Annotated in this window: 27 protein-coding genes; 8 read left to right on the top strand and 19 right to left on the bottom strand. The window is 71.5% G+C overall.

All coding sequences use genetic code 11. The annotated features are described in order from the left end of the window. From CS0771_RS10905 to CS0771_RS10885, 5 genes are all read right to left on the bottom strand, one after another. Positions 1-819 carry a F0F1 ATP synthase subunit delta gene (locus CS0771_RS10905; protein WP_212840870.1) on the bottom strand — a complete coding sequence of 273 codons (819 nt, stop codon included), beginning with the start codon at positions 817-819 and terminating at the stop codon, positions 1-3. Further along, the gene (locus tag CS0771_RS10900) at positions 819-1,358 is read right to left on the bottom strand and encodes a F0F1 ATP synthase subunit B (protein ID WP_212840869.1); all 540 of its coding nucleotides are present in this window, start codon (positions 1,356-1,358) and stop codon (positions 819-821) included. The genes CS0771_RS10905 and CS0771_RS10900 overlap by 1 nt, the downstream gene beginning before the upstream one ends. Before the next feature lie 71 nt (positions 1,359-1,429). Next, positions 1,430-1,636, bottom strand: coding sequence for an ATP synthase F0 subunit C (atpE, locus tag CS0771_RS10895; RefSeq protein ID WP_212840868.1), 207 nt, complete (start codon positions 1,634-1,636; stop codon positions 1,430-1,432). 142 nt (positions 1,637-1,778) lie between these two features. Beyond that, positions 1,779-2,579 (bottom strand): F0F1 ATP synthase subunit A, encoded by an 801-nt coding sequence (atpB, locus tag CS0771_RS10890; RefSeq protein WP_371821384.1) that lies wholly within the window; start codon positions 2,577-2,579, stop codon positions 1,779-1,781. Between the two features lie 28 nt (positions 2,580-2,607). Beyond that, positions 2,608-2,820: an AtpZ/AtpI family protein gene (locus CS0771_RS10885; protein ID WP_212840867.1), complete on the bottom strand. Its 213-nt coding sequence runs from the start codon at positions 2,818-2,820 to the stop codon at positions 2,608-2,610. Positions 2,821-3,002: 182 nt separating this feature from the next. Here CS0771_RS10885 and CS0771_RS10880 point away from each other — a divergent pair, with 182 nt between their 5' ends. Then, on the top strand, positions 3,003-3,461 hold the full coding sequence (locus CS0771_RS10880) for a hypothetical protein (protein WP_212840866.1): 459 nt from the start codon (positions 3,003-3,005) through the stop codon (positions 3,459-3,461). A gap of 99 nt (positions 3,462-3,560) precedes the next feature. Here CS0771_RS10880 and CS0771_RS10875 read toward each other — a convergent pair whose 3' ends face one another. The 4 genes from CS0771_RS10875 to prmC all read right to left on the bottom strand — a co-directional run bounded on the left by CS0771_RS10875 (position 3,561) and on the right by prmC (position 6,256). Further along, complete coding sequence (locus CS0771_RS10875) at positions 3,561-3,962, bottom strand: hypothetical protein (RefSeq protein ID WP_212840865.1); 402 nt, start codon at positions 3,960-3,962, stop codon at positions 3,561-3,563. Between the two features lie 96 nt (positions 3,963-4,058). Next, a complete protein-coding gene (locus CS0771_RS10870) occupies positions 4,059-4,664 on the bottom strand; it encodes a phosphotyrosine protein phosphatase (protein ID WP_212840864.1) in 606 nt (201 codons plus the stop codon). Further along, on the bottom strand, positions 4,664-5,332 hold the full coding sequence (locus tag CS0771_RS10865; protein ID WP_212840863.1) for an L-threonylcarbamoyladenylate synthase: 669 nt from the start codon (positions 5,330-5,332) through the stop codon (positions 4,664-4,666). Before CS0771_RS10865 ends, CS0771_RS10870 begins: the two co-directional genes overlap by 1 nt. Positions 5,333-5,422: 90 nt before the next feature. Then, a complete protein-coding gene (gene prmC, locus CS0771_RS10860; RefSeq protein WP_212840862.1) occupies positions 5,423-6,256 on the bottom strand; it encodes a peptide chain release factor N(5)-glutamine methyltransferase in 834 nt (277 codons plus the stop codon). 311 nt (positions 6,257-6,567) lie between these two features. On the opposite strand from prmC, the gene CS0771_RS10855 reads away from it, so the two are divergent. The 3 genes from CS0771_RS10855 to CS0771_RS10845 are packed head-to-tail and all read left to right on the top strand — an operon-like array spanning position 6,568 to position 9,051. Beyond that, entirely contained in the window at positions 6,568-7,479 is a 912-nt protein-coding gene (locus CS0771_RS10855) for an ATP-binding cassette domain-containing protein (protein ID WP_244870729.1), read from the top strand. Continuing rightward, positions 7,476-8,261 (top strand): ABC-2 family transporter protein, encoded by a 786-nt coding sequence (locus CS0771_RS10850; protein WP_212840860.1) that lies wholly within the window; start codon positions 7,476-7,478, stop codon positions 8,259-8,261. Before CS0771_RS10855 ends, CS0771_RS10850 begins: the two co-directional genes overlap by 4 nt. A 1-nt stretch (position 8,262) precedes the next feature. After that, positions 8,263-9,051, top strand: a complete 789-nt coding sequence (locus CS0771_RS10845) for an ABC transporter permease (RefSeq protein WP_212840859.1) — start codon at positions 8,263-8,265, stop codon at positions 9,049-9,051. A gap of 126 nt (positions 9,052-9,177) precedes the next feature. Here the strand turns inward: CS0771_RS10845 and prfA are convergent, their stop codons facing one another. Together prfA and rpmE are read right to left on the bottom strand one after the other, a co-directional pair. Further along, positions 9,178-10,266 carry a peptide chain release factor 1 gene (gene prfA, locus CS0771_RS10840; protein WP_212840858.1) on the bottom strand — a complete coding sequence of 363 codons (1,089 nt, stop codon included), beginning with the start codon at positions 10,264-10,266 and terminating at the stop codon, positions 9,178-9,180. Positions 10,267-10,351: 85 nt separating this feature from the next. After that, the gene (rpmE, locus tag CS0771_RS10835; protein ID WP_203742699.1) at positions 10,352-10,576 is read right to left on the bottom strand and encodes a 50S ribosomal protein L31; all 225 of its coding nucleotides are present in this window, start codon (positions 10,574-10,576) and stop codon (positions 10,352-10,354) included. Between the two features lie 182 nt (positions 10,577-10,758). Between rpmE and CS0771_RS10830 the strand changes: the two genes are divergently transcribed. The 3 genes from CS0771_RS10830 to CS0771_RS10820 all read left to right on the top strand — a co-directional run bounded on the left by CS0771_RS10830 (position 10,759) and on the right by CS0771_RS10820 (position 13,421). Further along, positions 10,759-11,850: an RNA ligase gene (locus CS0771_RS10830; RefSeq protein ID WP_244870728.1), complete on the top strand. Its 1,092-nt coding sequence runs from the start codon at positions 10,759-10,761 to the stop codon at positions 11,848-11,850. A 17-nt stretch (positions 11,851-11,867) separates the two neighbouring features. Beyond that, on the top strand, positions 11,868-12,749 hold the full coding sequence (locus tag CS0771_RS10825; RefSeq protein ID WP_212840857.1) for an AAA family ATPase: 882 nt from the start codon (positions 11,868-11,870) through the stop codon (positions 12,747-12,749). 84 nt (positions 12,750-12,833) lie between these two features. Next, on the top strand, positions 12,834-13,421 hold the full coding sequence (locus tag CS0771_RS10820; RefSeq protein WP_212840856.1) for a Uma2 family endonuclease: 588 nt from the start codon (positions 12,834-12,836) through the stop codon (positions 13,419-13,421). 222 nt (positions 13,422-13,643) lie between these two features. Here the strand turns inward: CS0771_RS10820 and CS0771_RS10815 are convergent, their stop codons facing one another. The 3 genes from CS0771_RS10815 to thrB all read right to left on the bottom strand — a co-directional run bounded on the left by CS0771_RS10815 (position 13,644) and on the right by thrB (position 20,419). Next, the gene (locus CS0771_RS10815) at positions 13,644-17,027 is read right to left on the bottom strand and encodes a phosphodiester glycosidase family protein (RefSeq protein ID WP_244870727.1); all 3,384 of its coding nucleotides are present in this window, start codon (positions 17,025-17,027) and stop codon (positions 13,644-13,646) included. Between the two features lie 212 nt (positions 17,028-17,239). Then, entirely contained in the window at positions 17,240-19,129 is a 1,890-nt protein-coding gene (gene rho, locus CS0771_RS10810; RefSeq protein WP_212840855.1) for a transcription termination factor Rho, read from the bottom strand. Positions 19,130-19,516: 387 nt separating this feature from the next. Continuing rightward, positions 19,517-20,419 carry a homoserine kinase gene (gene thrB / locus CS0771_RS10805; RefSeq protein WP_212840854.1) on the bottom strand — a complete coding sequence of 301 codons (903 nt, stop codon included), beginning with the start codon at positions 20,417-20,419 and terminating at the stop codon, positions 19,517-19,519. A 74-nt stretch (positions 20,420-20,493) separates the two neighbouring features. Here thrB and CS0771_RS10800 point away from each other — a divergent pair, with 74 nt between their 5' ends. Then, positions 20,494-20,868, top strand: a complete 375-nt coding sequence (locus tag CS0771_RS10800) for a hypothetical protein (protein WP_212840853.1) — start codon at positions 20,494-20,496, stop codon at positions 20,866-20,868. 24 nt (positions 20,869-20,892) lie between these two features. Here CS0771_RS10800 and CS0771_RS10795 read toward each other — a convergent pair whose 3' ends face one another. The 5 genes from CS0771_RS10795 to CS0771_RS10775 all read right to left on the bottom strand — a co-directional run bounded on the left by CS0771_RS10795 (position 20,893) and on the right by CS0771_RS10775 (position 25,727). Beyond that, on the bottom strand, positions 20,893-21,105 hold the full coding sequence (locus CS0771_RS10795) for a hypothetical protein (RefSeq protein ID WP_212846308.1): 213 nt from the start codon (positions 21,103-21,105) through the stop codon (positions 20,893-20,895). A gap of 10 nt (positions 21,106-21,115) precedes the next feature. Further along, positions 21,116-21,979 carry an SPFH domain-containing protein gene (locus tag CS0771_RS10790; protein ID WP_212840852.1) on the bottom strand — a complete coding sequence of 288 codons (864 nt, stop codon included), beginning with the start codon at positions 21,977-21,979 and terminating at the stop codon, positions 21,116-21,118. A gap of 62 nt (positions 21,980-22,041) precedes the next feature. Beyond that, entirely contained in the window at positions 22,042-23,253 is a 1,212-nt protein-coding gene (locus tag CS0771_RS10785) for an MFS transporter (RefSeq protein WP_212840851.1), read from the bottom strand. An 80-nt stretch (positions 23,254-23,333) separates the two neighbouring features. Beyond that, positions 23,334-24,383 carry a threonine synthase gene (gene thrC, locus CS0771_RS10780; RefSeq protein ID WP_212840850.1) on the bottom strand — a complete coding sequence of 350 codons (1,050 nt, stop codon included), beginning with the start codon at positions 24,381-24,383 and terminating at the stop codon, positions 23,334-23,336. Positions 24,384-24,464: 81 nt separating this feature from the next. Then, positions 24,465-25,727 carry a hypothetical protein gene (locus tag CS0771_RS10775; protein ID WP_212840849.1) on the bottom strand — a complete coding sequence of 421 codons (1,263 nt, stop codon included), beginning with the start codon at positions 25,725-25,727 and terminating at the stop codon, positions 24,465-24,467. Positions 25,728-25,777: the final 50 nt, after the last annotated feature.

Genomic DNA, 25,777 nt, shown 5'->3' with positions numbered 1-25,777 from the left:
TCAGCCGGCGAGCGCGTTGCGGACTGCGGCCAGCCGCCGTGCGATGGTGCCGTCGTACAGGTCGCTGCCGACCTTCACGCTCAGCCCACCCAGCACCGCGGGGTCGACGGTTACCTTCACCGAGACCTGACGGCCGTAGATGGCGGACAGCGACGAGGCCAGCCGGGCCTCCTCCGCCTCGGTCAGCGCCTGCGCGACCGTGACGTACGCGACCTGCGCCTCCCGGCGCTCGGCGGCCAGCTCCACCAGGCGGGTCAGGCCGTTGCCGAAGGAACGGCCGCCGAAGCCCCGCACCGCCAGCTCGGCCAGGCTCACCGTCGCCGGCTTGGCCTTGCCGTCCAGCAGGCCGCGCACCAGCTCGGCGCGCTTGGTCACCGGCACGGTGAACTCGCCGATGCTCGCGGCCAGCTCCGGGCTGCCGGCGACGATCTGCCCGAAGCGGAACAGCTCGTCCTCGACCTCGCTCAGGTCGCCGGACAGCTCGGCCGAGGCCAGCAGCGCGTCGACGCCCAGGCGCTCGGCGCCGTCCAGCAGCTCCGCCGCGGCCGACCAGCGACCGGACGCCAGCACCTTGACCAGCTCCAGGGTACCCGCGCTGATCTTGCCCGACAGCAGCGAGCCGACCAGCTCGGCGCGCTGCTCACCGGGGCGGGACGGGTCCGACAGCGCGCGGCGCAGCCGCGGCTCCCGGCCCAGCAGATCCGCGAAGGCCAGCAGCTCCTGCGCGGTCACCGCGGTGGCGGCCGCACCGGCACCCCGGGCGGAGGCCTCCAGCGCCGCCCGGGCCGCGGTGTACGACTCTCGGCTTGCCGCCTGCATCAACGCGCTCCGGCGGTGTCGAGCTCGGCCAGGGCACGCTCGACGGTGCCGCGGCGACGGGCCTCGTCCTCCAGCGACTCGCCGACGATCTTGCCGGCCAGGCTGACCGCCAGCGCGCCCATCTCGCCGCGCAGCTCACGGACGATGCTCGCCCGCTCGCCGGCCAGCTGCTCGCGGCCGGCCGCGATGATGCGGTCCGACTCCTCGCGGGCCTTGGCCAGCACGTCGGTGCGGATGCCCTCGGCGTCGGCACGGGCCTCGTCACGGATGCGCGCGGCCTCCGTGCGGGCCTCCGCCAGCTGCGCCTTGTACTGCGACAGCAGGGCGGCCGCCTCGGCCTGAGCCTTCTCCGCCTTCACGAGACCACCCTCGATGGCCTCGACGCGCTGCTGGAACATGCTCTCCATACGCGGGAACACGAACTTGGTCAGCACGAACAGCAGGACACCGAAGGCGACGAGGCCGACGATAACCTCAGCCAGCGGCACGCCGAGCACGTTGTAGCCGTGCTCCGCGGGCGCTTCAGTTGCGTAGTTCATTGGTCACTCCCCTTCGGCGGTGACCGGTCGCAGGGACCGGTCACCGATCGTCTTGTCGCTGAGGACTCGGATCACTGAAGGGCGAACGCGAGGACCAGGCCCAGCAGGGCCAGCGCCTCGACGACCGCGAAGCCCATGAACATGTAGGTACGGGTCAGGCCGGCGCTCTCGGGCTGACGGGCGGTCGCCTGGATGTAGGCGGCGAAGACCAGACCCACGCCGATACCCGGGCCGAGGGCGGCGATGCCGTAGCCGATGACGTTAAGGCTGCCGGTCATGTTGGATTCCTCCTGAGTTCGACGCGTGCCAGTCACGCGCACGTTTTTGATTACAGGTACGAGCGATCTTCAGTTGTTGATCGGTAAGCCAAGGGGTGTTCGCGCCGGGCCACGGCGCGGGGTTGCCGGTGGGCGCCCTGTCTCAGTGCTCTTCGGCGATCGAGCTCTGGAAGTAGGTCGCCGACAGCAGCGTGAAGACGTACGCCTGCAGGCTCAGGATGAAGAGCTCGAACAGGGTCATCACGATGGCGAACGCCCAGCTGCCCAGCGCGGCGGGCTTCAGCCACACGCTCTCGGCGTTCCACAGCGCCACGCCGCCCAGGGTGAACACCAGGAGGATCATGTGGCCGGCGAACATGTTCGCGAAGAGACGGACCGACAGCGTGACCGGGCGCAGGATCAGGTTCGAGATGAACTCGATCGGCACCAGCAGCGGGAGCACCCAGCCCGGCACACCGGCCGGCACGGTCGAGTGCTTGAGGTAGCCGAAGAACCCGTGCTTCTTCACGCCGAGGGCGATGTAGAGCAGCCAGGTCAGCACCGCCAGCACGACGGGGAACGCCAGGTGCGAGTTCGGGGAGATCTGCGCGAAGGGCACGATGCTCCACAGGTTCGTCACGAAGACGAACACGAAGATGGTCGCCAGGTAGGGGGCGAAGCGCACGCCCTGCGGCCCGATGATGTCGGTGGCGATGTTGTTACGGACCACGCCGTAGACCGACTCGGCCAGCCACTGCTTCTTGTTCGGGACGATCGTGGGGTTGCGGTACGTCACCAGGAAGAAGACGATGACGATGGCGACGGCCAGCCAGACCAGCAGGGTGAGCTTGGTGAAGGCGGGGCCCCACATCGTGCCGTCGAGGGACGGGATCAGGCTCTTGTAGTCGAAGCTCTCCACGCCAGGGGGGAACTCCGAGGCAAGGAAACCCGGCTGCGTAATCAACCTGTCATCCTCCGTCGATCGGGCACGGTCACCCGTCCAGTCGCTTAATGATCAGATAGACCCCGGCGGCCCCGCCGCCGATCAACCCGATCAACAGCCCGACGTTCGGAAGTCCCAGCCACTTATCGATGAGCCATCCGACCCCTCCCCAGATCAGCATGCCGCTGAGGAGATACCCGATGGCCGCCCAACCCGCATCGGCGCCCTGTTGAGGGCGCTTCGGAGGCTGGTCATCGGCCATGACGCGGCGAACAATATCAGCCACCCCGTGCAGCGGGCGACGCACCCCCCGTACGCGAGCGATGTTCATCACCTGGTCGGGACTACGTCATCTCGCGCAAGGGTGAGATCGATGTTGATTTAACCGCGCCGAACCGCTGTGATGGAGCAGTCACCCTTCGTCTCCCCCACGGCGGTGCGACCATGCGCAAGGCCACGATACCTGTAATTCTCATGCTGCTCACAGCATTGAGCGCCGGTTGTGAGCCACGCGGCAACGACGACAAGGAGCAGACCAAGCCGGTGCACTGCACGGTCGTCGTCGATGGCCCGAAGGCCGACGAGAAGCGTGCCAACTTCGCGGGCCGCGTCCGCTATCGATGCGCCACCCCCGGCGCCGAGCGCCTGACGCTCAAGATCCGCATCGAGAAGCGCGACGGTGAGAAATGGCGCAGTGTGGCCACAGCCACACACACCCTCAAGGGCAAGCAGACCTACGCCGCCGAGCTCAAGTACGAGTCCAAGGCCCTCAGCCTCTCCTGCCGCACCGGCACCTTCCGCACCGTCGTCGACTGGTCCCGCACCTCACGCAAGGACACCGAGGGCGACAACCTCATCTCCGGCAGCGTCAAAGACCCCTGCCGCCCACCCCTCTTCGGCTGACCCCGGGGCGTCCGCTGCGTTGATCATGAACTTAAGGACGTGTTCGACGGCGTGTCGCCACCCCGGGACCGTGATCAACGTCCGAAGAAGGGCGCGGCGCTACTCGGGGTCGTCGATGTAGGGGATGCGGGCGTGCCAGAGCCACCAGCCGTGGCCGATGGTCCAGGCCACGGCGGCCACGCCGATGCCGATCGCCATGGGCTTCAAGCCGGCCCATCCGGTCTTGGCGATCACCGCGAGCACCAGGAACAGCACGGTGAACTTGATGCCGTACATCAACAGCCCGACGCTGAGCACCATCTTCGGGTTGATCGAGTCCGCCCAGGCGATCACGAAGCTGGACAGCAGGTAACTCAGCCCCACCAGCCCCACCCCGGCCAGCACGCCGAGCGCCGCCGCCGGGCTGACCGCGACCCACGCCACCAACGGCGCCACCACGGCCACCACCGCGGTGACCCCGAGCATGAACGGCAGGAACGTCAGCCGCTTACCAAGCATCACGCCGTCTTTCTTCGGTGATCACGGTGCCAGGGTAGCGACACGCCGTCGAGCACGCCCTTAAGTTCATGATCAACCAAGCAGGGCGGGTGGGGAGGGTCACGCCGCCGAGTGGGGCAGCAAGGCGGTGGTGAGGGGGGTGAGGGTGGCCTGGATCTCGTCGGCTACGCGGGAGAAGACCTGGTCGCCGCGGCCCCAGGGGTCGTCGAGGTCGTCCTTGGGCTCGGCGGGGTCGCCGTTGCGGGCGGTGGCCACCGCCGCCACCAGGGCGACGCCGCGTTCGTAGACGGCGTCGGGGGTGCGGGCGGCGGCGGGGAGGGTGGTCAGGTCGATCGCGGGGAGGAGGCGGCCGAACTCGCCGAGCACGAAGGTGCGGTCGGCGGCGTCGGGGCGCAGTGCCGTGACGTAGTCGTACTGGTCGGCAGTGGCGGTGAGGATCAGGTCCGCCGCCTCGATGTGCTCGGCGCGCAGCTTGCGGGCGGCGAACTCGTCCGGCGAGCCGCCGCGCGAGCGCACCTGGCGGGCCGCGGGCGGGTTCATCTCCTCGCCCTCGTGCCAGCCGCCGGTGCCTGCCGAGTGCGACAGCACCAGGTCGGCGCCCGCGTCGCCGGCCTGTTCGACGACGGCGAGGGCGAGCAGCCGCTCGGCCATCGGGGAGCGGCAGATGTTGCCCATGCAGACGTGCAGGACCGTGAACGGGGCCATCACGCCTCCTCCGGAGCCGTGGTGTCGGGGGCGACCTCACGCAACTGGTCGAGGCTGATCGCACCGGCGCGCAGCACGCGCGGGCGTTCGCCGGTCACGTCGACGATGGTCGAGGGCACCGGGCTGGGGCACTCCCCGGCCTCCAGGTACACGCTGACCTTGTAGCTGAGCTGGTCGCGGGCCTGCTCGGCGGTGAGCGCGGCGGCCTGGCCGGTCAGGTTGGCCGAGGAGACGGCCATCGGGCCGGTCTTGCGGAGCACTTCGAGCGCGACGGGGTGCAGCGGCATGCGCACGGCGACGGTGCCGCCGGTCTCGCCCAGGTCCCACTGCAGGCTCGGCGCCTGCTCGACGACGATCGTCAGCGCGCCGGGCCAGAACGCCTCGACCAGGTCGCGGGCCACCGACGGCAGCCGCATGACGAGCCCGTCGAGGGTGTGCCGGGAGCCGACGAGCACCGGCGGCGGCATGTGCCTGCCCCGGCCCTTGGCGCTGAGCAGGTTGGTCACCGCCCACGGCTTGAAGGCGTCGGCACCGATGCCGTACACCGTGTCGGTCGGCAGGACCACAAGGTCACCGGAGGAGACGGCGTCGATCGCGGCCTGGATTCCCCGATCACGTTCGACGACGTTGCGGCAGTCGTAGAGCCTCACGGTGAGCCAGTCTGTCATGCGCTGTTCGCATTCGGCACGCACGGCTCCCTCCCTGGGACGGTGAGGCGGCGACAGCGTTAAGAAGGTGCCCTTCCTCTACGGAAACCGTTAAGAAGGTGCCCTTCCTTTCCTGATGGCGGTGGTGAAGCGGGGGCGGCCGGCCAGGTCGGGGTGGGTGCGGACGTCGGTCCAGGCTGCGGCCAGGAGGGCGGACATGGCGGGGGTATGCGTGTCGTCGTGCTCGACCCCGAGGCGGCCGCCGTCGCGGAGCACCTCGGCGGCGCGCTCGATGAGCGCGGGGATGAGGTCGAGGCCCTCGGCGCCGGCGAAGACGGCCTCGGCGGGATCGTGGCCGACCTCCGGTGGCACGGCCGTGGCCAGCGGGACGTAGGGCGGGTTGCTCAGGACGAGGTCCACGGGCGCGGGGAGCGGGACGGTGCGCACGTCGCCGGGCAGCACCTCCACCCCGGTGCCGGTCGTGTTGCGGCGCAGCCAGGGCAGGGCGTCCTCGCTGCGCTCGACGGCGTACACGCGCGCGTCCGGGCGGGCGTCGGCGACCGCGATCGCCAGCGCGCCGGAGCCGCTGCACAGGTCCAGCACCACCGGGTCGGTCAGCCCGGCCAGCGCCTCGATCCCCCAGCGGGCCAGCAGCTCGGTCTCCGGGCGCGGGATGAAGACGCCGGGCCCGACCAGCAGCTCCCGGTCCAGGAACGGCGCGGTGCCGGTGAGGTGCTGCAACGGGATCCGCACCGCCCGCCGCCGCACCAGCTGGCCGAACTGCTCGGCCTGCGCGTCGCTCAGCGAGTCGATCAGCAGCAGGCGCCCCCGGGCGACGCCGAGGACATGTGCCGCGAGCAGCTCCGCCTCGACGCGAGGGGCGTCGATCCCGGCGGCGGCGAGTTCGGCGGCGGCCTGCCGGAGCTGGGCGGAGAGGACGGGCATCCGCCCACCGTAACCGCCTCCCCGGCCACCCCTCCCCCCGGTCACCCCGCGCCGGCCGCCCAAGGCCCGCCGAAGATCACCCAATCTGCCTGGCACATGGCCGAATGCGCGCTCAAGATACGCCCAGGTGCCAGGCAAGTCGGACGATCATCCGGAGGCCGAGGCGGGGCGGGTGGGCGGGAATCCGGTTGACCCCGGAACAGGGGCGCTGGGAGGGTCGCGGCATGTCATTGGTGGAGGCCCGAGGGCTGACGAAGATCTTCCGTCGGCCGCTGAAGGATCCGGGTCTACGGGGCGCCCTGAAGCATCTGGTGCAGCGAAGGTTCAAGGATTTCCGCGCGGTCGACGGGATCGACCTGTCCATCGAGGCCGGCGAGTCGGTGGCGTACGTGGGCCCCAACGGGGCCGGCAAGTCGACCACGATCAAGCTGCTCACCGGCATCCTGGTGCCGACGGCGGGCACGGTGTCGGTGGCGGGGCTGAACCCGAACGCCGACCGCGTCGCCAACGCGCGCAACATCGGCGTGCTGTTCGGCCAGCGCACGCAGCTGTGGTGGGACCTGCCGGTGCGCGAGTCGCTGGACCTGCTGCGCGACATGTACGACCTGAGCCCGGCCTTCTACAAGCAGCGGCTGGAACGGCTCGACGCCGTGCTCGGCCTGGGCGACCTGCTGCCCGTGATGTCCCGCAAGCTGTCCCTCGGCCAGCGTATGCGCGCCGACCTGGCCGCGGCCCTGCTGCACCAGCCGAAGATCGTGTACCTGGACGAGCCGACCATCGGCCTGGACATCGCGGTCAAGGACCGGGTCCGCGAGTTCCTGCGGGAGCTGCGCGCCGACGGCACCACGCTCATGCTGACCACACACGACCTGGGCGACATCGAGGACGTGTGCGAGCGGATCGTCATCATCGACGAGGGCCGCAAGATCTTCGACGGCCCGCTGGCCGAGATGAAGGACCGCTTCGCCCGGGTGCGCCGGATGCACCTGCAGCTGGCCGAGGTCACCCCGCTGGAGAAGCTGGCCGAGCGGCTGCCCGAGGTCGAGATCGTCGGCGGCGAGAGCCCGACCGAGGTGACGATCACGTTCGACCGGTTCCGGTACACCGCCGGGCGGGTCATCGCCGCGGTGCTGGACGTGGTCGAGGTCGGCGAGCTGCACCTGGACGAGCCCGCGATCGAGGACGTGGTGCGCAAGGTGTACGCCGGGGAGCTGCTGCGATGAAGCCGTATCTCGGGCTGCTGCGCATGTCGGCGCGCCGGATCCTGGCATACCGGATGAGTTCGGTGATCCTGTGGATCGGCGGGGCGACGTTCCTCGCGGGTTCGCTGGCGGTGTGGCACGCGCTGCTGGCCGACGGCGCAATCGGCGGTTACGACTGGGACCGGATGAAGGCGTACCTGCTGGTGGGCTGGGCAACCGGCGCGCTGGGCTCGGCGTACGGCGACTGGTGGATGGCCAACCGCATCCTCGACGGGCACGTGGCCACCGACCTGACCAAACCGCTGGACTACCAGTGGGCCCGGTTCAGCGAGCACATGGGCGGCCTGGCCACGGAGTTCATCGCGATCGCGGTGGCGGCCACGGCGGTGATGGCGCTCACCGACGGCCTGCCCCTGCCCGGACCCGGCCAGGCGCTGCTGTTCGTGCTGAGCTTCCTGATGGTCGCGCCGCTGAAGTTCGCCATCGCGTACATCACCACCATGGTCTGCTTCTGGACCCAGAACTTCATGGGCGTCTCCTGGGCCAAGGACGCGATCGTGACGCTGTTCTCCGGCGCGCTGATCCCGCTGGCGCTGCTGCCCGCCTGGCTGGCCGGACCGGCGTCGGTGCTGCCGTTCGCCAGCATCACGGCCACCCCGGCCGCGATCTTCCTGGAGCAGGCCACCGGCTGGGAGGCGCTGCGGCTGCTGGCCGTCCAGGCGGCCTGGGTGGTGGCGCTGTGGTGGGGCGCCCGGCTCATCTGGCGGCGCGCGCTGCGCGCCCTGACCGTCCACGGAGGCTGACGTGCGCCGGGTGTTACGGATCTACCGGCGCAGCCTGGGCGCGCACCTGCGCGCGGTGCTGGAGTACGAGGCCGACTTCTGGATCCTCGTGGTCGCCGGGCTGCTCTTCCAGGTGCTCAACCTGGTCTTCCTGAGCGCCGTGTTCGCGCACGTGCCCGCGCTCAACGGCTGGTCCTACCCGGAGGCGGTGCTGCTGGCCGGGACCTTCGGCTTCATCAACGGGCTCGGCCCGCTGTTCTTCGAGGGCACCTGGCGCCTGGCCCGGCGCATCAACCACGGCGAGCTGGACTACCCGCTGGTGCGCCCGGTCAACGTGCCGGTGCAGGTGATCAGCGGCGGCATCGGCATGCACGGGTTCGGCGACGTCGTCGGCGGCGGCGCGATGATCGGCTGGGGGCTGGCCAACGCGGGCATCGAGTGGACGCCCGTCAAGGTCGTGGGCGGACTGTTGATGCTGGTCAGCTCGGCGACGATCCTGCTGTCGCTGATCGTCATCGGCAACGCGGTGTCGTTCTGGGTCGGCGGGCCGCACCCGGTCTTCGCGATGACGCTGATCCGGACCGCCGACATGGCCAAGTACCCGATCACCATCTACGGCGTCGCGGTGCGCGCGGCCTTCACGGTGCTGGTGCCGTACGCCTTCATCAGCTTCTTCCCCGCCACCTGGGTGCTGGACAAGGAGCACTCCTGGATCGGCCTGCTCACCCCGCTGATGGCCGCCTACTGCGTCTGGCTGGCCCGCACCGTCTTCCGCGCCGGCCTCCGCCGCTACGACTCCGCCGGCCACTGAACCCCACCCCGCCGGGCGCCGAAGATCACGTCGATCTTGCGCGAAATGTTAGGGATATGCCCGAAAAGGGCGTGTCGCACCCACAGTTCACGCAAGATCGACGCACTTATGAGGCGCGGCCGACGGTCAGGAGCGGGAGAGTTCCGTGTCGCCGGCGAGGCGGGCGGTGCGGTCGGCGGTGGTGAGGGCTTCGAGGACGCCGTCCATGTCGCCGGCGATGGCGAGGTCCAGGTTGTACGCCGTGTAGCCGATGCGGTGGTCGGTGATGCGGTTCTGGGGGTAGTTGTAGGTGCGGATGCGCTCGGAGCGGTCTACCGTGCGGATCTGCGCTTTTCTGGCGTCGGCGGCGGCGGCCAGGGCCTGCTCCTCGGCGAGCTGGGCCAGCTTGGCGCGCAGCATGCGCATCGCCTTGTCCTTGTTCTGGAGCTGGGAGCGCTCGTTCTGGCAGGTGACGACGGTGCCGGTGGGCAGGTGGGTGATGCGTACGGCCGAGTCGGTGGTGTTGACGGACTGGCCGCCGGCGCCCTGCGAGCGGTAGACGTCGATGCGCAGGTCGTTGGTGTCGATGTCGATCTCGGCCTCCTCCGCCTCGGGCATGACCAGCACGCCCGCGGCGGAGGTGTGGATGCGGCCCTGGGACTCGGTGGCGGGGACGCGCTGCACGCGGTGCACGCCGCCCTCCCACTTGAGCCGGGACCAGACGCCGTTGCCGCCGTCGGGCAGGCCGCGGGTCTTGATGGCGACCGAGACGTCCTTGACGCCGCCCAGGTCCGACTCCTGCGAGTCGAGCACCTCGGTGAGCCAGCCGCGCCGCTCGGCGTAGCGCAGGTACATGCGCAGCAGGTCGCCCGCGAACAGCGCGGACTCCTCGCCGCCCTCACCGGACTTGATCTCCAGGATCACGTCCTTGGCGTCGTTGGGGTCACGCGGCGCGAGCAGCTCGGCGAGCTTCTCCTCCAGGTCCGGCAGCCGCTGCTCCAGGCTGACCGCCTCGGTGGCGAAGTCGGGGTCGATCGCGGCCAGCTCGCGGGCGGCTTCCAGATCCGCACGGGCCGAGTCCAGCTCGGCGGCGGTCTTGTGGATCGGGGTGAGCTCGGCGAAGCGCCGCCCCACCCGCCGCGCCTCCGCCTGGTCGGCGTGGATCGCCGGGTCGGCCAGCCGCGCCTCCAGCTCCGCGTACTCGGCCAGCAGCGCGGTGAGTCGCTCGTTACTCATGTCCGAATCCTCACTCCACAGCGGTATGACCTGCAACAGCACAACGCCCGCCCCGTCGGTGACGGAGCGGGCGCGGGCACGGCTGCTACTTGGCGTCCTTCTTCTGGACCTTGGCGTACTTGGCCTGGAACTTGGCCACCCGGCCGGCCGTGTCGAGCACACGCTGCTTGCCCGTGTAGAACGGGTGGCAGGCGCTGCAGGTCTCGGCGTGGATCTGACCGCCCTTGGCGGTGCTGCGGGTGGTGAAGGTGTTGCCGCAGGAGCAGGTGACGGTGGTCACGTCGTACTGCGGGTGGATACCGGACTTCATAGCCGCGGTCCTTTCGTTTCATGGGCGCTGGGTCGCTGTCAGCACTGCCGGACGCTCGTCCGGACAGCTCGGGCGTGAACCAGTCCCGGTGGCGACTGACCAGTATGCCATCCACCCCGGTCGCGCTTCGCAGCGGCTAACTCGGCTGCGTTTCGCGAGGAAGTCTCGTAGCGTCACCGGCCATGTCCCCCATCGCAACAACGACCCTCGCCGCCATGTTCCCGCCCGGGGCACTGGACCGTGCCGTGGCCGATGGGCTCGTCCGCGCGCAGGTCCACCCGGCCCTGCCGCTGACCATCTGGAACTACACCGAGAAGTGCACCTACGCGAACGCGTGGGACGAGGTGACACTCGCGTGCCGCGGGTTGGTCACTGATGCGTCCGGCGCGGTGCTGGCCCGTCCCCTGGTCAAGTTCTTCAACCACGGGCAGCCGGGCGCGGCCGTGATCGGCCTGGACGAGCCGGTCGTCGTCACCGATAAGGCGGACGGCTCGCTGGGCATCGTGTACCCCACCCCGGACGGCCCGGCGGTGGCCACCCGCGGCTCGTTCGCGTCGGTGCAGGCGCAGCACGCGACCCGGCTGCTGCGCGAGCGCTACCCGCACTGGGCGCCGCCGGCCGGGTTCACCGTGCTCGTGGAGATCATCTACCCGGGGAACCGGATCGTGGTCGACTACGGGCGGCTGGACGACCTGATGCTGCTCGGCGCGGTGGAGATCGCCACGGGCCGGTCGTTTCCGCCCGGCGCGGTCGCGGACTGGCCGGGCCCGGTGGTGGAGACGTTCGCGTACGCCACGTTCCGCGACGCGCTCGCCGCACCGGCGCGGCCGGGGCGGGAGGGCCTGGTCGTGCACGCGGTCGGCCCGGACACCCGGATCAAGCTCAAGTACCCCGAGTACGTCGACCTGCACCGGGTGGTGACCGGCCTGAACGCCCGCGTGGTGTGGGCGGCGCTGGGCGCGGGCGCGACCGTGGCCGAGATCGCCGAGCCGCTGCCCGACGAGTTCCACCCGTGGGTCACCGACCTGGCGACCCGGCTCACGGCGGGCCTCGACGAGCTGGAGAAGCGGGTCGCGGCCACGCACGAGGAGATCGTCGCCGGGCTGCCGGACGGCTGGTCCCGCAAGGACTACGCCATGGTCGCCGGGCGGCACGAGCTGCGCGGATACCTGTTCGCACACCTCGACGGCAAGGCGTACCGCCGCCAGCTGTGGGAGGAGCTCAAGCCCGACGCGGACGAGACGCCGCACGGCCGTACCTTCGACGACGAGTAGCACGACAAGGAGACACGATGCCCACCCTCACCATCACCCGGGGCCTGCCCGGCTCGGGCAAGACCACGTGGGCGAAGGCGCAGCCGGGCGTCCGGGTCAACCGGGACGACCTGCGCCGCATGCTGCACGGCGGCAACCTCGGTGAGGGCTGGGCGGAACGGCAGGTCACCGTCGCCCAGCGGGCGCAGGTCGAGGCGCTGCTCAAGGCGGGTGCCGACGTGGTCTGCGACGACACCAACCTGCGCGCCAAGGTGGTCCGCGAGCTGGCCGAGCTGGCGGTGGACTGCGGCGCGCAGGTGGTGCTGCGCGACTTCACCGACGTGCCGCTGGAGGTCTGCCTGGAGCGCGACGCGGCCCGGCCCGAGAGCGAGCGGGTCGGCCCCGAGGTCATCCTGCGCATGCACGAGCGTTTCCTGGCCGGGCGCCGGGAGCCGCTCGTGCTGCCGCAGGCCGGGCCGCGCCTGGTCTACACCCCGCCCGCGGACAAGCCCCGGGCGGTGCTGGTCGACCTGGACGGCACCGTCGCGCTGATGGGCGACCGCAGCCCGTACGACCACACCCGGGTGCACCTGGACGAGCCGCACCAGCCGGTGATCGACGCGGTGCGCGCTCTGCACGCGGCCGGGCACACGATCATCTACTGCTCCGGCCGGGTAGACGCGGCCCGCGCGGGCACGCAGGCGTGGCTGGAGAAGTACGTCGGGGTGCCGTACGCGGCGCTGCACATGCGCGGCAACGGGGACCAGCGCAAGGACTCCGTGGTCAAGCGCGAGATCTTCGAGCGCGAGATCCGGGAGCACTGGTACGTCGTGTGCGTGCTGGACGACCGCAACCAGGTCGTACGCATGTGGCGCGAACTCGGCCTGACCGTGTTCCAGGTGGCCGAGGGCGACTTCTGAGCCCGGACCGCCGCCGCATGCTCGACGGCGGCGGTCCGGGTTCCTACCATGGATTGACAGCGAGCAGTACGAGAGGGCTGTCCAATGACCCGGCCGTCCCAGCGGATCACCCATGACGGGACCGCCCTCGTGCTGCCCACCGCCGTGACGGTCACCCCCGACGAGTACGACGCCCTGCCCCCGGATCCCCGGATCGAGCTCGTGGACGGAGTGCTGCACGTCATGACGCCCCCCACCACGCGCCACCAGATCGTCATGATGCGGCTCGTGCAGGGCCTGCTGCGCCGCTGCCCGGACCACCTGCTCGCGCTGCACGAGCAGGAGATCCGGCTCGCCGACGACCACCGGCGCAACCCGGACGTGCTGGTGGTGCGCCGCGCCGCGGTGAACCTCGACTGGTTCAGCTTCTCCCCCAAGGACGTGCTGCTGGCCGTGGAGGTGGTCAGCCCCGGCACGCAGACCGCCGACCGCAAGCACAAGCCGGCCGAGTACGCCGACGCGGGCATCCCGTTCTACTGGCGCGTCGAGCCGCTGCCCGACTTCACGGTGCACACGTACCAGCTCGACGAGACCGACGTGTACGAGTCCACCGGCACCTTCACCGCCGCCGACGTCATCACCGTCGCCCGCCTCGACTGGGCCGCCCTCCCCGTCACCGACCTCATCCCCTGACCCACCCCTCCACCCCGCCGCCCACCCTCGCCGTCGCGTGGGCCCGCGGTTTCAGGGAAAGTGCACGAATCCCGGCCCGCATTGCCGCAGTTTCCCCGAAACTGCAGCGCACCAAGGGGCGTGGCGCGCCGCGAGCGTCGCGGGTGGGGGTCTGTGGGCGTGGGCGGTGCAGAAGCGGGGCGGGCCCGCACCGGCTGGCGCGGGCCCGCGTGAGGGTGGTGGTCAGGACACCGTGATGGTGGCCGACGTGGTGACCGCGTTGACGGTGACCGTCAGGGTGGCGGTGCCGGGACGCAGGGCGGTGACCTGGCCGGTGGCCGGGTCGTAGACCGCCACAGCGGACCTGGGCGCACTGTGGGCGGGGCCGATGTGCACCGTGCCGGACCAGTCCGCCGACACCGGGTAGGCGACCGGCACCTGCCGCCCCGCCTGGGTGACCACGGCCGACACCGGGCCGGAGGCGCCCACGGCGAGCGAACCGGGCGCGGTCAGCGCCAGTTCGTCGACGTGCGGGCGGATCTCGGCGTGGAACCAGTCGCTGACCCCGGCCTGCGGGTACAGCCGCGGCACCAGCCACTCCAGCGGCGTGACCGGGTCGACGCCGATCATGGTCCAGCCGGTGAACCCGCCCTCGGCGGCCGACGTCGACGGCGCCTTGCCCGAGTTCCCGTTGATCAGGTACGGCACGCCGTCGATCTCGCTCGCCGCGAACGTGCCCACGTGGCTGTTGACCATCGCGGCGCCCTTGCCGGAGGTCCACTGGAAGTCGGCCAGCCACCGCTCCACGGTCGCCACCTCCTTGGCCTCGGCCAGCTCGCTGGCCTGGACCGGGGTGGGGTCGCGCGGCGGGTGGTGGAAGAACACCGCGACCGAGCCGACCGCCGGGTCGTCGGCCGCCTCGTCCAGCGCCTTACGCAGCATCAGCACCTGGTCGAAGCCGCCGCCGCGCAGCGTGCCCTTGGACGAGTCGAGCATGACCAGGCGAGTGCCCCGGTGGTCGACGACCCGGTGGGTGTCGCCGAACACGGCCCGGAAGTTGTCCAGGTTGCCCGGTCCCATGATCTCGTGGTTGCCGGGCACGTAGTAGTACGGCAGCGTGCCGCCCAGCTCCTCGTCGAGGATCTGCTTGGCCAGCGCGATGTCGGCCGGGGCGGCCTCGTCGACGAAGTCGCCGTTGATGACGAGGAAGTCCGGCGCGGCCGCCTTGATCTCGCGCAGCGTGCGGCGTGCGTTGCGGACCAGGTCGCTGTCCGGGTTGCGGGCCACGAACTGGGCGTCGGACATGACCGCGAAGCGCCACTGCTCGTCCGCGGCGGCCCCGTCCCGGATCACGAAGTCACGCCGGTATGCCGGGTCGGCGGGCACGTCGATCTCGGCCGGGAGCTTCACCGCGAGGTCGTCGATGACGATCGCGTTGGTGTAGGACGCCTCCGGCTTGGTCTCCGCCGGGTAGAACCAGCGGAACTTCAGCGGGTACTGCAGCCCGGCCGGCACCGGGAACTCGATCTTCTGCCAGCCGCTCCTCGTCAGGTACGGGCCGCTGAACGCCGGGACCAGCGCCCCCGTGCCGTCGTAGACCTGCATCCGGGCCCACTCGCCGCGACCGGCCTCCGGATTCACCCACATGCTCACCGCGAGCGGCTGTCCGGGCAGCTCGATCAGGGCGGGCGGGGTGGCGTACGACGTGCGCGTGCCGGTGGACTGGGTGAAGTCGTACGACATGCGCAGGCCCTGCCCGTCGTGGCCGGGTGCCGCGGCGACCGCGCAGGTGGCGCGCGCGGTGGTGCACTTCCACGCGGCGGCGTCGTCGAAGTTCGCGACGACGACCTCCCGCGCGCCGACGGTGACGCCGACCCGCGTGGTGAACCCGTCCACGGTCAGCGCGACGACGGTGCCGCCGTCGGCCTTGCCGGTGACCTTGAAGCCGCCCGCGCCGTCCGGCGCGATGTCCACGATCGTGGTGTCGTAGGACAGGGTCACCTCGCCGGGCTCGATCGGGGCGCTCTGTGCGTCCCGGTCGAAGCCGAGCACGCCGAAGCTGCCGGTGCCGCCGACGCCGGCCAGCGACAGCCGCCCGGCCGTCGGGCTGATCCGGGTGAGCGGGTTGAGCACGGTCAGGCCGAGCTTGCCGGTGGCGGTGCCCCGGTACGCGGTGACCGTCGCGCTGCCGGGTGCGAGCGCCCTGAACGCGCCGCCCTCGACCCGGCCGATCGGCGGGAAGACCAGCCAGGACGGGTCGCCCGCGGCGGGGCCGTAGGTCTCGTCGTACCCGGCGGCGGTGAGCTTGCGGGTGTGGCCGGGGAAGACCCGGTCGGGCCGCCCGCCGCGTACGTCGTTGAGGGTGGGCGCGGCCATCGGCGCGGTCGCGGTCTCCACCCAGAAGCCGCGCAGCTCACCGCTGCCGACCGGCGACAGCACGGCCAGGCCGTTCGGGGTGGGCCGCTCGGTGCCGTCCGAGGGTGCGTTCTCGATCTGCGGAGCGGCCGTGCCGGGCTCGCGGGCGAGCATCGTCGACGAGCCCCCGCCGTCCAGGTTGAGCGCGTCGTGCGCGCCGAGCCGCTGCATCATCACGGCCAGGTCGCGCAGCGTCAGCCCGTGGCTGTCGGCCTGCCGCCCGTCCACCGTGAGCAGGTACATCTTCGTGCCGGTGGCGTCGAAGCCGACCGCGCTGCGCGGATTGTCCGCGTCCACCGCCGCCTCGGGCGAGATCTGCCCGCCGCGCACCAGCCAGACGTTGCCGCCGATGGCGGTGCTCAGCTCGCCGCCGTCGGAGCTGCGCGGCCGGTAGCCGACCTGCACCCGGGTGCCCGGGGTCAATGCGGCGAGCGCGTCCGCGCCCGTCTCCCGGCCGAGCAGGACCTGCGTGCCCTCGGCGATCGCGCCGCTGCCGGGCGTCGCGGAGACGGACTCGACGACGCCGTCGCGCAGCACGACCTCGGTGGCCCGGCTCGCGCCGGTGACCGGGCGGCCGCGGCTGAAGGTGCCCCACAGGCCGGTGTACACGCCGACCGCGTTCGCGCCCAGCACGTGCGTGTTGAAGCCGGACAGCGCGATCGGCGCGGCCCCGTCGGGCGTGGCGGTGCCCTCGAAGTACACCTCGACCAGGCGGCCCACGTCGCCGGCGGTGAAGCCGACGGCCTTGTGGTGCCCGGCGATCGGGGCCTGGATCAGCTCGCCGTCGCGGATGCCGACGCCCTGGGCCGCGCCGGAGTTGTTGATGTCGAAGAAGTCGCCGTTGATCCCGCCCACGACGCGGCGGTCGCCACGTGCGGCGACCTGCTGGGACAGCGGCTGGGTGGCGGCGACCGCGCCGGGGAACACGTAGTCGACGGTGGCGCTGCCGGACAGGTCGACGGTCAGCGCGTCGGCCCGCAGGAAACCGCGCGCGTCGTACCGGTCGAACGAGGTCAGCGTGACACCCGGCGCGACCGGGCGGGTGCTGGTCGGGGTGTCCACGTAGTCGGGTCCGGTGACGACCTCGCCGTAGGGATCGGTGGCGGGGCCGAACAGCGGGGCGGCCGCGGCGGGCGCCGGGAGAGCGGCGGCGGCCGTGGCCAGGGCGGTGAGGGCGAGCAGCAGGGGGCGTATGCGCCTGCGCGGGGGCACGGTTCCTCCCGGGGATGAGGGGTGGCTGCCGTGTAGTGCAGCCCGGTCCGGAGGAGGCCGCACGGCAGCGCGGATGCCTGAAGGAAAACTTCAGACGAACACTAGTCCCCGAAAGGTAGTTGCACATCCCCCGATTTTCTCGGCCGTACCCGCAGAAGAAAGAGGGCCGGCACCTCGCGGTGCCGGCCCTCTCGCCGTCTTCGCTGCTGACGTCACTCGCCGGGAGTGGTCTTCGCGATCTGCATCAGGAACTCGATGTTGGTCCGGGTCTGCTTCAGCTTGTCCAGCAGCAGATCCAGGGCCGCCTGCGAGTCCAGCGAGTGCAGGACCTTGCGGAGCTTGTGCACGATGACCAGCTCCTCCGGCGCCAGCAGGATCTCCTCCTTGCGGGTGCCGGACGGGTCGATGTCGATGGCCGGGAAGATGCGCTTGTCGGCGATCTTCCGGTCGAGCTTGAGCTCGGCGTTACCCGTGCCCTTGAACTCCTCGAAGATGACCGTGTCCATCATGGAGCCCGTCTCCACCAGCGCCGTGGCGAGGATGGTGAGCGAGCCGCCGTTCTCGATGTTGCGGGCCGCGCCGAGGAAGCGCTTGGGCGGGTAGAGCGCGGTCGAGTCGATACCACCGGACAGGATACGGCCGGAGGCCGGCGCCGCCAGGTTGTAGGCCCGGCCCAGCCGCGTGATCGAGTCCAGCAGCACCACCACGTCGTGACCCAGCTCGACCAGGCGCTTGGCCCGCTCGATCGCCAGCTCGGCGACGGTGGTGTGGTCCTGCGGCGGCCGGTCGAACGTCGAGGCGATGACCTCGCCCTTGACCGAGCGCTGCATGTCGGTGACCTCTTCAGGCCGCTCGTCGACCAGCACGACCATCAGGTGGCACTCGGGGTTGTTGTTCGTGATCGCGTTCGCCAGCGCCTGCAGGACCATGGTCTTGCCGGCCTTGGGCGGGGACACGATCAGCGCACGCTGGCCCTTGCCGATCGGCATGACCAGGTCGATGACCCGGGTGGTCAGGATGTGCGGCTCGGTCTCCAGGCGCAGGCGCTCCTGCGGGTACAGCGGAGTGAGCTTGTAGAACTCGGAACGGCGGCGGGCCTCCTCGGGCTCCATGCCGTTCACGGTGTCCAGGCGCACGAGCGGGTTGTACTTGTCGCGCCGCTGCTCGCCGTCGCGGGCCGTCTTCACGGCACCGGTGATGGCGTCACCGCGGCGCAGGCCGTACTTCTTCACCTGCGACATCGACACGTAGACGTCGTTCGGGCCGGAGAGGTAGCCGGTGGTCCGGACGAAGGCGTAGTTGTCGAGCACGTCGACGATGCCGGCGACCGGCACGAGCACGTCGTCCTCGGCCACCTGCGGCTCGCCGCCGCCACCGACGCTCTCGCCGCGCTCGCGGCCGCGCCGGCGGTCCCGGAACCGGCTGCGCCGGCCACGGCGGCCGTCGCCGTCCTCGTCACCGTCGAACCCGGCGTCGCGCTCCCCGCGGTTGCCGTCGCGCTCGCCACGGTTACCGTCACGGTCGCCGCGGTTGGCGTTGCGCTCGCCCCGCTCGGCACGGTCACCGCGCTCGGCACGGTCTCCACGCTCGGCACGCTCGCCCCGCTCGCCCCGCTCGGCACGGTCACCGCGGTCGCCACGCTCGGCACGGTCTCCACGCTCACCGCGCTCGCCCCGCTCCCGGCGGGACTCACGACGGCTCTCCCGGCCCTCGGCCGGCGCCTCCGCCTCACCACGCGGCTCCGGCGCGTTGCGGCGGCCACGCCGCTCGCCTCGCTGCTCGGTGCCCTCGGCAGCGGCCGCGGGCTCGCCCGCGGACTCGCGGACCTCGGCCCGCACCTCCTCGCGAGCCGGTGCCGCGGCCGCGGCCACATCAGCACGGGGGCGCGGAGCGCCGCCGCCCTGGCTGGCCGTGATCGCGGCGATCAGCTCGCCCTTACGCATTCGCGCGGTGCCGGTGATTCCCAAACCCGCTGCCATCGTCTGCAGCTCCGGCAGCAGCTTCGCGGAGAGTCCGCTGCCGGCGGAGCGGCGGCGCCGGCCGGTGGAGGCGTCGTCAGCGACGTGGGAGACATCCGACGTCACGCCGGTGGTGTCGCTCAATGGATTCCTTCCCTCGATTGGCCGGGGCAGCCCGGGTCTTGGTGAGACAGTTGGCGGCCGGGCGGCCTCGGAACCCGTTGGTGCTCGTCGCGAGCCCTACGGGGGTTTTCGCGCAACCTCGACGGCGTTCCGGAGCCGTCCATTGACGACTTCGCGGACACGCCTGGAGCGTGCGATCAGTCTGCGGCAGCAGGCATAGGACTGGGGGTGGACGGCCGTCTGGCAAACGGTATCCGTCTGAACCGAGCTCCGGTTGCGCCGCCCCGCTAGATCGGGCGCTTCGCGGCTGTGCTGCCTAGAGCGTAATCAACGACTGAGACCAGCGGCAACACCGGGCTACTCGGCGTGTCTGAACTGCTGCAAAAGCGAGGTGAAACGCCCCGGTTTCTATCCCGGGATCCTACCTGCCGAGACACGGGCTCCACCAGAGAAAACCGGCAGAGTGTGCGCCAGCCAACTCCCACCGAGGTCGAAACCGGATGGCAGGGCCGATAGCGCCAGCACGGTCGGCCCGGCGCCGCTCACCACGGCGGCGACGCCCACCTCCCGCAGACGTGCAACCAGCGCGGCGGTCTCCGGCATTCCCGCCGCCCGGTAATTCTGGTGCAGCCGGTCCTCGGTGGCCTCGAACAGCAGGTCGGGGGCGCTGGTCAGCGCGTGCACCAGCAGCGCCGAGCGGCCCGCGTTGAACGACGCGTCCGCGTGCGGCACGGCCCCCGGCAGCGCGGCGCGGGCGTGCGCGGTCAGGCCGCGTACGGCGGGCACGAACACGGTCGGCCGGATCTCCGGCGCCACCGGCAGCGACACGGCGCGCGCGCCGCCCGCCTCGGTCCAGGCGATGGTGAAGCCGCCGAGCAGGCACGGCGCGATGTTGTCCGGGTGGCCCTCCAGCCGGCCCGCGATCCGGACCTCGTCGGCCCGGCTCAGCCGGCCGCCGGCCAGCGCGTTGGCCAGGGTCACCCCGGCGACGATGGCGGCGCTGGACGAGCCCAGCCCGCGCGCCTGCGGGATGCGGTTGCGGCAGTGCAGCGCCAGCCCGGACGGCTGCGCGCCCAGCTCGGCGAAGGTCTCCCGCATCGCATGCACGATCAGGTGCGTCTCGTCCTGCGGCAGCTCGCCCGCGCCCTCGCCGGTGACCTCGACCGTGGTCTTGCCGCCCTCGGGGACCCAGGCGGTGACCTCGTCGCAGAGGTCCAGGGCCAGGCCCAGGGCGTCGAACCCCGGCCCGAGGTTGGCGCTGGTCGCGGGCGCGAGGACGGTGTACGCCCCGGCCGGGAAGGAGATCGTCACGCGGTCATCGTAGGGGTGCGCGGGTTGCCGCTTCTCGATACGGTGTCCGAGTTGCCCACCCCTCGGGAGATCTCGTGGAATCCTCGTTCGACGTAGGCATGCTCGGCTACGCCCTGCCGCAGCTGATCGGCGCGGTGCCGTTCCTGGTCGGCCTGATCCTCGCGCTGACCATGCGGGTCCGGCTCGGCGCCGTGGCCACCGGGCTCACCATGACCGCCTGCGTGCTCGGCATCGTCGGCGTGCTCATCAGCACCTGGTGGGGACTGTGGGGCATCCGCACGGTGTACGAGGACTTCGACTCGCCGATGAACGCGGTCGCGGCCGTCAACGTGGTGCTCGGCCTGCTGCACCTGCTCTGGCTCTCGCTGCTGGTGGCGGCGGTGTTCGCCGGCCGGCGGCACGCGGTCGTGGTGCGCGACGCGGTGCCCGCGCCGGACTCGCCGCTCTGATCGTCGGGATCGGACCCGGCGGGCCTAGCCGTCCGCCGGGTCCTCCTCATCGGCCGCGTCCGCCGGCGGTGGTCCGGCGGCGGCGCGGTCGGGCTGCCGCCCCGCCGACCGCAGCGCGGCCCGCAGGGCGTACTCGATCTGCGCGTTGACGCTGCGCAGGTCGTCCGCCGCCCAGCGGGCCACCGCGTCGTACACCGCGGGATCGAGCCGCAGCAACAGTTTCTTGCGTTCAGGCACCGGGCCGTCCTCAGTAGAGGGAGCCCGTGTTGACGACGGGCTGCGCGTTGCGGTCGCCGCAGAGCACCACCAGCAGGTTGGACACCATGTGCGCCTTGCGCTCCTCGTCCAGCTCGACCACACCCTGCTCGCTCAGCTGCTCCAGCGCGCTGGAGACCATGCCGACCGCGCCCTCCACGATCGTCGACCGCGCCGCGACGATCGCCTGCGCCTGCTGGCGCGCCAGCATCGCCTGCGCGATCTCCGCAGCATAGGCGAGATGGGTGATCCGCGACTCGACCACCTCGACCCCGGCCAGCGCCACCCGCTCCCGCAGCTCGGCGGTCAGCTCGTCGCTGACGGCGGCGCTGTCCCGCAGGCTGGTCCGGCCGCTGCCGTGCGCCTCGTACGGGTAGCTGGTCGCCAGGTGCCGCACCGCGGTCTCCGCCTGCACCTCGACGAAGTGCGCGAAGTCGTCGACGGCGAACTTGGCCGCGTAGGTGTCGACCACCCGCCAGACGACCACCGCGGCGATCTCCACCGGGTTGCCGTCGGCGTCGGAGACCTTGAGCCGGTTGGACTCGAAGTTGCGCACCCGCTTGGAGATCTTGCTCTTCTCGGTCAGCGGCCAGGTCCAGTGGAACCCGGGCTCGCCGATCGAGCCGACGTACTTGCCGAAGAACTGGATGACCCGCGCGTCGTTCGGGCTGATCACGATGAACCCGGTGCCGATCAGCACCAGCAGCAGCGTGCCGACGACGACGGCGACGCCCAGCAGGGCGTCGTTGTTCGGCGCGTCCTGGCTGACCGCGATGAAGCCGATCGTGGCGCCCAGCACCAGCAGCGACACCAGCACCATGATGAACCCGGAGATCCGGAACGCCCGCTTCTGCATGGCGCCTCCCCCTACTATCGAAGTGATATCACCAAGCTAGCAGGGCATGTCAAGCGCCTTCGTCAGTCGGCCAGCGCCGGCGCCGGGGTGGGGATGCGGCGGGTGACCAGGAACCAGCCCACCGCGTAGGTCAGCGTGGTGAAGCCGCAGCAGGCGACCAGCACCCGCCAGTCCACCGAGTCCACGAACGCGCCCACCACCAGCTGCGACGCGGTCACCGCGAGCATCGCGATCATCGTGTCGGTGGCGTTGACCCGGCCGCGCAGCTCGTCGGGCACCTGCTGGGCGATGGCGAAGTTCGACATCACCCAGTTGCCGCCGCCCGCCGCGTGTGCCACGAAGACCCCCGCCAGCACCAGCGGGAACCAGCCCGCCCCGGCCACACCGAGGTAGACCAGCCCGTAGGTCGACATGGACAGCGCCAGCGCCGGGAACAGCCAGTGCGGCCGGGCCAGCGCGGCCCGGAACAGGAAGGGGCCGACCAGGCTGCCCAGGCCGCGTACGGCGAACATCAGGCCCAGCCCGCGCGCGCCCACCCCGAACGTCGCCGCGATGAACGGGAACGTCGCCAGCAGGCCGTTGCCGGTGCCCACCGCCGACTTCACCGTCACCAGCGCCAGCAGCCGCGGCTCGCGGCGCAGGTAGCCCAGCGCCTCCCGGATCGCCGCGAACGCCGGGCGGGGCTGCGCCGCGACCAGCTCCTGCATGGGCCGCTTGATACGCGAGGTCAGCAGCGCCGACGTGGCCAGGCTGACCGCGACCAGCCCGAAGCAGGCGTACGGCGACAGCCACTCGGTGACCAGGCCGCCCAGCGACGAGGCCACGATGGTCATGGTGCCCCAGGCCGTGCCGTTCACCGCCATCGCCGGGCCCATGTCCGCCGGCTCCACCAGGTTCGGCACCGCCGCGTTGGCGGCGGGGGTGTAGAACGCCTTCGCCGTGGCCAGCGCGGCCAGCGCCACCAGCGCGATCGGGCCCGCCGCGGGGCCGCGCACCAGAAACAGGCCGCCGACGGCGAGCAGCGCGGACAGGTTCGAGACGATCAGGATCAGCTTGCGGTCGAACCGGTCCGCGATGGTGCCCGCGTACGGCAGCAGCAGCGCGACCGTGCCGGTCTCCACCGCCAGCGCCAGCCCGCCCCAGAGCCCCTGCCCCGTCTCCCTGTTCAGCAGCACCAGCAGCGGCACCATGACGAACCAGTCGGCGCCGAAGACGATGACCTCGGCGAGGAAGAGACGCCGGAAGTCGGCGCTACGCGTAAGGACCCTGAGCACGAAGGCACCGTACACCTGGGATCATCCCACTGGTGCGCTGGCCACCCTGTGATCTGCTGCGCGCCGCCTCCGGCGGCTGGTCAGGCGAGTCCGAGTTCGCGGGCGGCGGTCAGCGGGTCGTTGCCGATGGTGGTGGGGGCGGGGGCCGTGGAGATGGCCCACTCGGGGTCCTTGAGGCCGTGGCCGGTCACCGTGCAGACGATGCGCGAGCCGTGCGGGACCTTGCCCGCCGCGCTCGCCTGGAGCAGGCCCGCGACGCTCGCCGCCGAGCCCAGCTCGACGAAGACGCCGACCTCGCGGGCGAGCAGCCGGTACGCCGAGAGGATCTCGCGGTCGGTGACCGCGTCGATGAGGCCGCCCGACGCGTCGCGCGCGTCCAGCGCCTTGGTCCACGAGGCGGGGTTGCCGATCCGGATCGCGGTCGCGATCGTGGACGGGTTCGCCACCACCTGGCCGTTGACGATCGGGGCGGAGCCCGCGGCCTGGAAGCCGTACATCTTCGGGGCCTTCGAGGCGTTGCCCGCCGCGACGTCCTCCTGGTAGCCCATCCAGTACGCGCTGATGTTGCCGGCGTTGCCGACGGGCAGGCAGTGGATGTCCGGCGCGTCGCCGAGCGCCTCGACGATCTCGAACGCGGCCGTCTTCTGGCCGTGCAGCCGGTCGATGTTCACCGAGTTGACCAGCGCCACCGGGTAGTCCTGCGCCAGCTTGCCGGCCATCCCGAGGCAGTCGTCGAAGTTGCCGCTGACCTGGAGCAGCTTCGCACCGTGTACCAGCGCCTGGGCCAGCTTGCCCAGGGCGATCTTGCCCTGGGGCACCAGGACGGCGCAGGTGATGCCGGCGCGCGCGGCGTAGGCCGCGGCGCTGGCCGAGGTGTTGCCGGTGGAGGCGCAGATGATGGCCTTGGCGCCGTGCTCGACGGCGGTGGACACCGCCACCGTCATGCCCCGGTCCTTGAACGAGCCGGTCGGGTTGGCGCCCTCGACCTTCAGGTACACGTCACAGCCGGTGCGGTCGGACAGCACCGGGGCGGGGACCAGCGGGGTGTTCCCCTCGTGCAGCGTGATCACGGGCGTCTTCGAGGTCACCGGCAGGCGGTCCCGGTACTGCTCGATCAATCCACGCCACATGCTGGTCTCCTTACCGAGTGTCATCGAGTACCTTGCCCGGTCGCCGACCGGATCACCACTCAGGTTCCACCCTCCGGGACGTTACCCCTCCTGATACAGCGTCCGCTTCTCGCCGCCGTGTTGCACGCACGAGCCGCCCCGGCCGCCCGACTTGCTGAACGTCCCGTCCTCGCACTGGACCACCTGACCCTTGCCGTGCCAGAAGTTCTTGACGCACTCGAAGTAGTCGCAGAAGGCGGCGTCCGGCTCGGTGATCGGCTCCCCCTCGCAGAACGTGTACCCCCAGGGGTTCTCCAAAGCTTCGCAGTAGGCCACCGGATCGGCCGCGACCGCCGAGGGCGACGGCGAACGCCACGCCGGCGACCGGGTGGGCGTGGTGGAGGGTTGCGGCCTGCGCGCCGGCTCCGGTGACCGCTCGGGTGACCGCTTCGGCGAGCGCTTCGGCGACGGACCGCCCTGCGCCGTGACGCCGGTGGTGGGGCCGGGTGTACGCGCGGCGGCGGCCGGGCTGCTCGCCTGGCCGTCCGCCGATCCGGGCACCAGCACCACGCCCGCCCCGAGCGCGATCATGGCCATGATCAGCACCGGCACGGCCTGGCGCACCGTCGTGGCACCCGGCGGGCCGAAGCAGGACCTCGTCAGCCAGGTGGCCGCGGCCGTGGCGGCGGCCGGCGCCTGCCGGGGCGACACCTGACGCGGCGGCGTGGGCCGCTCAGCCAGGTGACGCGCCGCGAGCTGAGCCACGTGCGCCACGAAGCCCGGCCGGTCCCCCCGGGCCGCCGCCATCGCCAGGGCGAGGAAGAACCGGAACTCGTCACCGGAACGCTGGTCCAGCGCCAGGCCCGAGTCGGCCTGGCGGTGCGAGACCCGCATGAGCGTCATGGCGCCGCGGTGGGAGTGCACCAGTCCGGTCAGCGCGGCGAAGGGCCACGTGCGATCGACGTGGCCACCGATGAAGAGGACCCGCTGGTCGGTGACGACGACACGGCCGCGGTCACGGCTGGCGTCGGCGTCGTAGTAGAGCGGGGCGTACGCCCCGACGCGCCGCGCCGGACAGTACGCCGCGTGCACCGGGCGGAACATCCGGACCGGCTCGGCGCACTCCACCAGGACCGCGCCGGAACCCGCCCAGTAGACCTCCTCGTCCTCGCCCAGGCCCACCCCGGCAGGTGCCTGGTCGGGGCCCAGCGGGCGCGCGCCGAGCGCCAGCGCGTGGTAGTGCTCGTTGAGATCCGCCTCGCTCTGCCAATGGCGCAGCGACGCCTCGTACTCGCGCCGCAGGCGCGCGTTCTGGCGATCCGCCCACCGCTGCCTGCGCCCCGTCACGTCTGCCCACAGGTTCACCACGACCTCCTCGGCGGGGCCGCGCGACGGCTCGACGCGGCCTCAGGAGG

Source organism: Catellatospora sp. IY07-71 (assembly GCF_018326265.1).
Lineage (GTDB): Bacteria > Actinomycetota > Actinomycetes > Mycobacteriales > Micromonosporaceae > Catellatospora.
The sequence above is the reverse complement of the archived record's forward strand: the minus strand, read 5'-3'. Positions and strand labels throughout refer to the sequence as shown.

Excerpts from the sequence above, each read along its gene's own strand:
- CS0771_RS10905 (WP_212840870.1), bottom strand. The coding sequence starts at position 819 with ATGCAGGCGGCAAGCCGAGAGTCGTACACCGCGGCCCGGGCGGCGCTG.
- CS0771_RS10900 (WP_212840869.1), bottom strand. The coding sequence starts at position 1,358 with ATGAACTACGCAACTGAAGCGCCCGCGGAGCACGGCTACAACGTGCTC.
- atpE (WP_212840868.1), bottom strand. The coding sequence starts at position 1,636 with ATGACCGGCAGCCTTAACGTCATCGGCTACGGCATCGCCGCCCTCGGC.
- CS0771_RS10885 (WP_212840867.1), bottom strand. The coding sequence starts at position 2,820 with ATGGCCGATGACCAGCCTCCGAAGCGCCCTCAACAGGGCGCCGATGCG.
- CS0771_RS10880 (WP_212840866.1), top strand. The coding sequence starts at position 3,003 with ATGCGCAAGGCCACGATACCTGTAATTCTCATGCTGCTCACAGCATTG.
- CS0771_RS10870 (WP_212840864.1), bottom strand. The coding sequence starts at position 4,664 with ATGGCCCCGTTCACGGTCCTGCACGTCTGCATGGGCAACATCTGCCGC.
- CS0771_RS10865 (WP_212840863.1), bottom strand. The coding sequence starts at position 5,332 with ATGACAGACTGGCTCACCGTGAGGCTCTACGACTGCCGCAACGTCGTC.
- prmC (WP_212840862.1), bottom strand. The coding sequence starts at position 6,256 with ATGCCCGTCCTCTCCGCCCAGCTCCGGCAGGCCGCCGCCGAACTCGCC.
- CS0771_RS10850 (WP_212840860.1), top strand. The coding sequence starts at position 7,476 with ATGAAGCCGTATCTCGGGCTGCTGCGCATGTCGGCGCGCCGGATCCTG.
- prfA (WP_212840858.1), bottom strand. The coding sequence starts at position 10,266 with ATGAGTAACGAGCGACTCACCGCGCTGCTGGCCGAGTACGCGGAGCTG.
- rpmE (WP_203742699.1), bottom strand. The coding sequence starts at position 10,576 with ATGAAGTCCGGTATCCACCCGCAGTACGACGTGACCACCGTCACCTGC.
- CS0771_RS10830 (WP_244870728.1), top strand. The coding sequence starts at position 10,759 with ATGTCCCCCATCGCAACAACGACCCTCGCCGCCATGTTCCCGCCCGGG.
- CS0771_RS10825 (WP_212840857.1), top strand. The coding sequence starts at position 11,868 with ATGCCCACCCTCACCATCACCCGGGGCCTGCCCGGCTCGGGCAAGACC.
- CS0771_RS10820 (WP_212840856.1), top strand. The coding sequence starts at position 12,834 with ATGACCCGGCCGTCCCAGCGGATCACCCATGACGGGACCGCCCTCGTG.
- CS0771_RS10790 (WP_212840852.1), bottom strand. The coding sequence starts at position 21,979 with ATGCAGAAGCGGGCGTTCCGGATCTCCGGGTTCATCATGGTGCTGGTG.
- thrC (WP_212840850.1), bottom strand. The coding sequence starts at position 24,383 with ATGTGGCGTGGATTGATCGAGCAGTACCGGGACCGCCTGCCGGTGACC.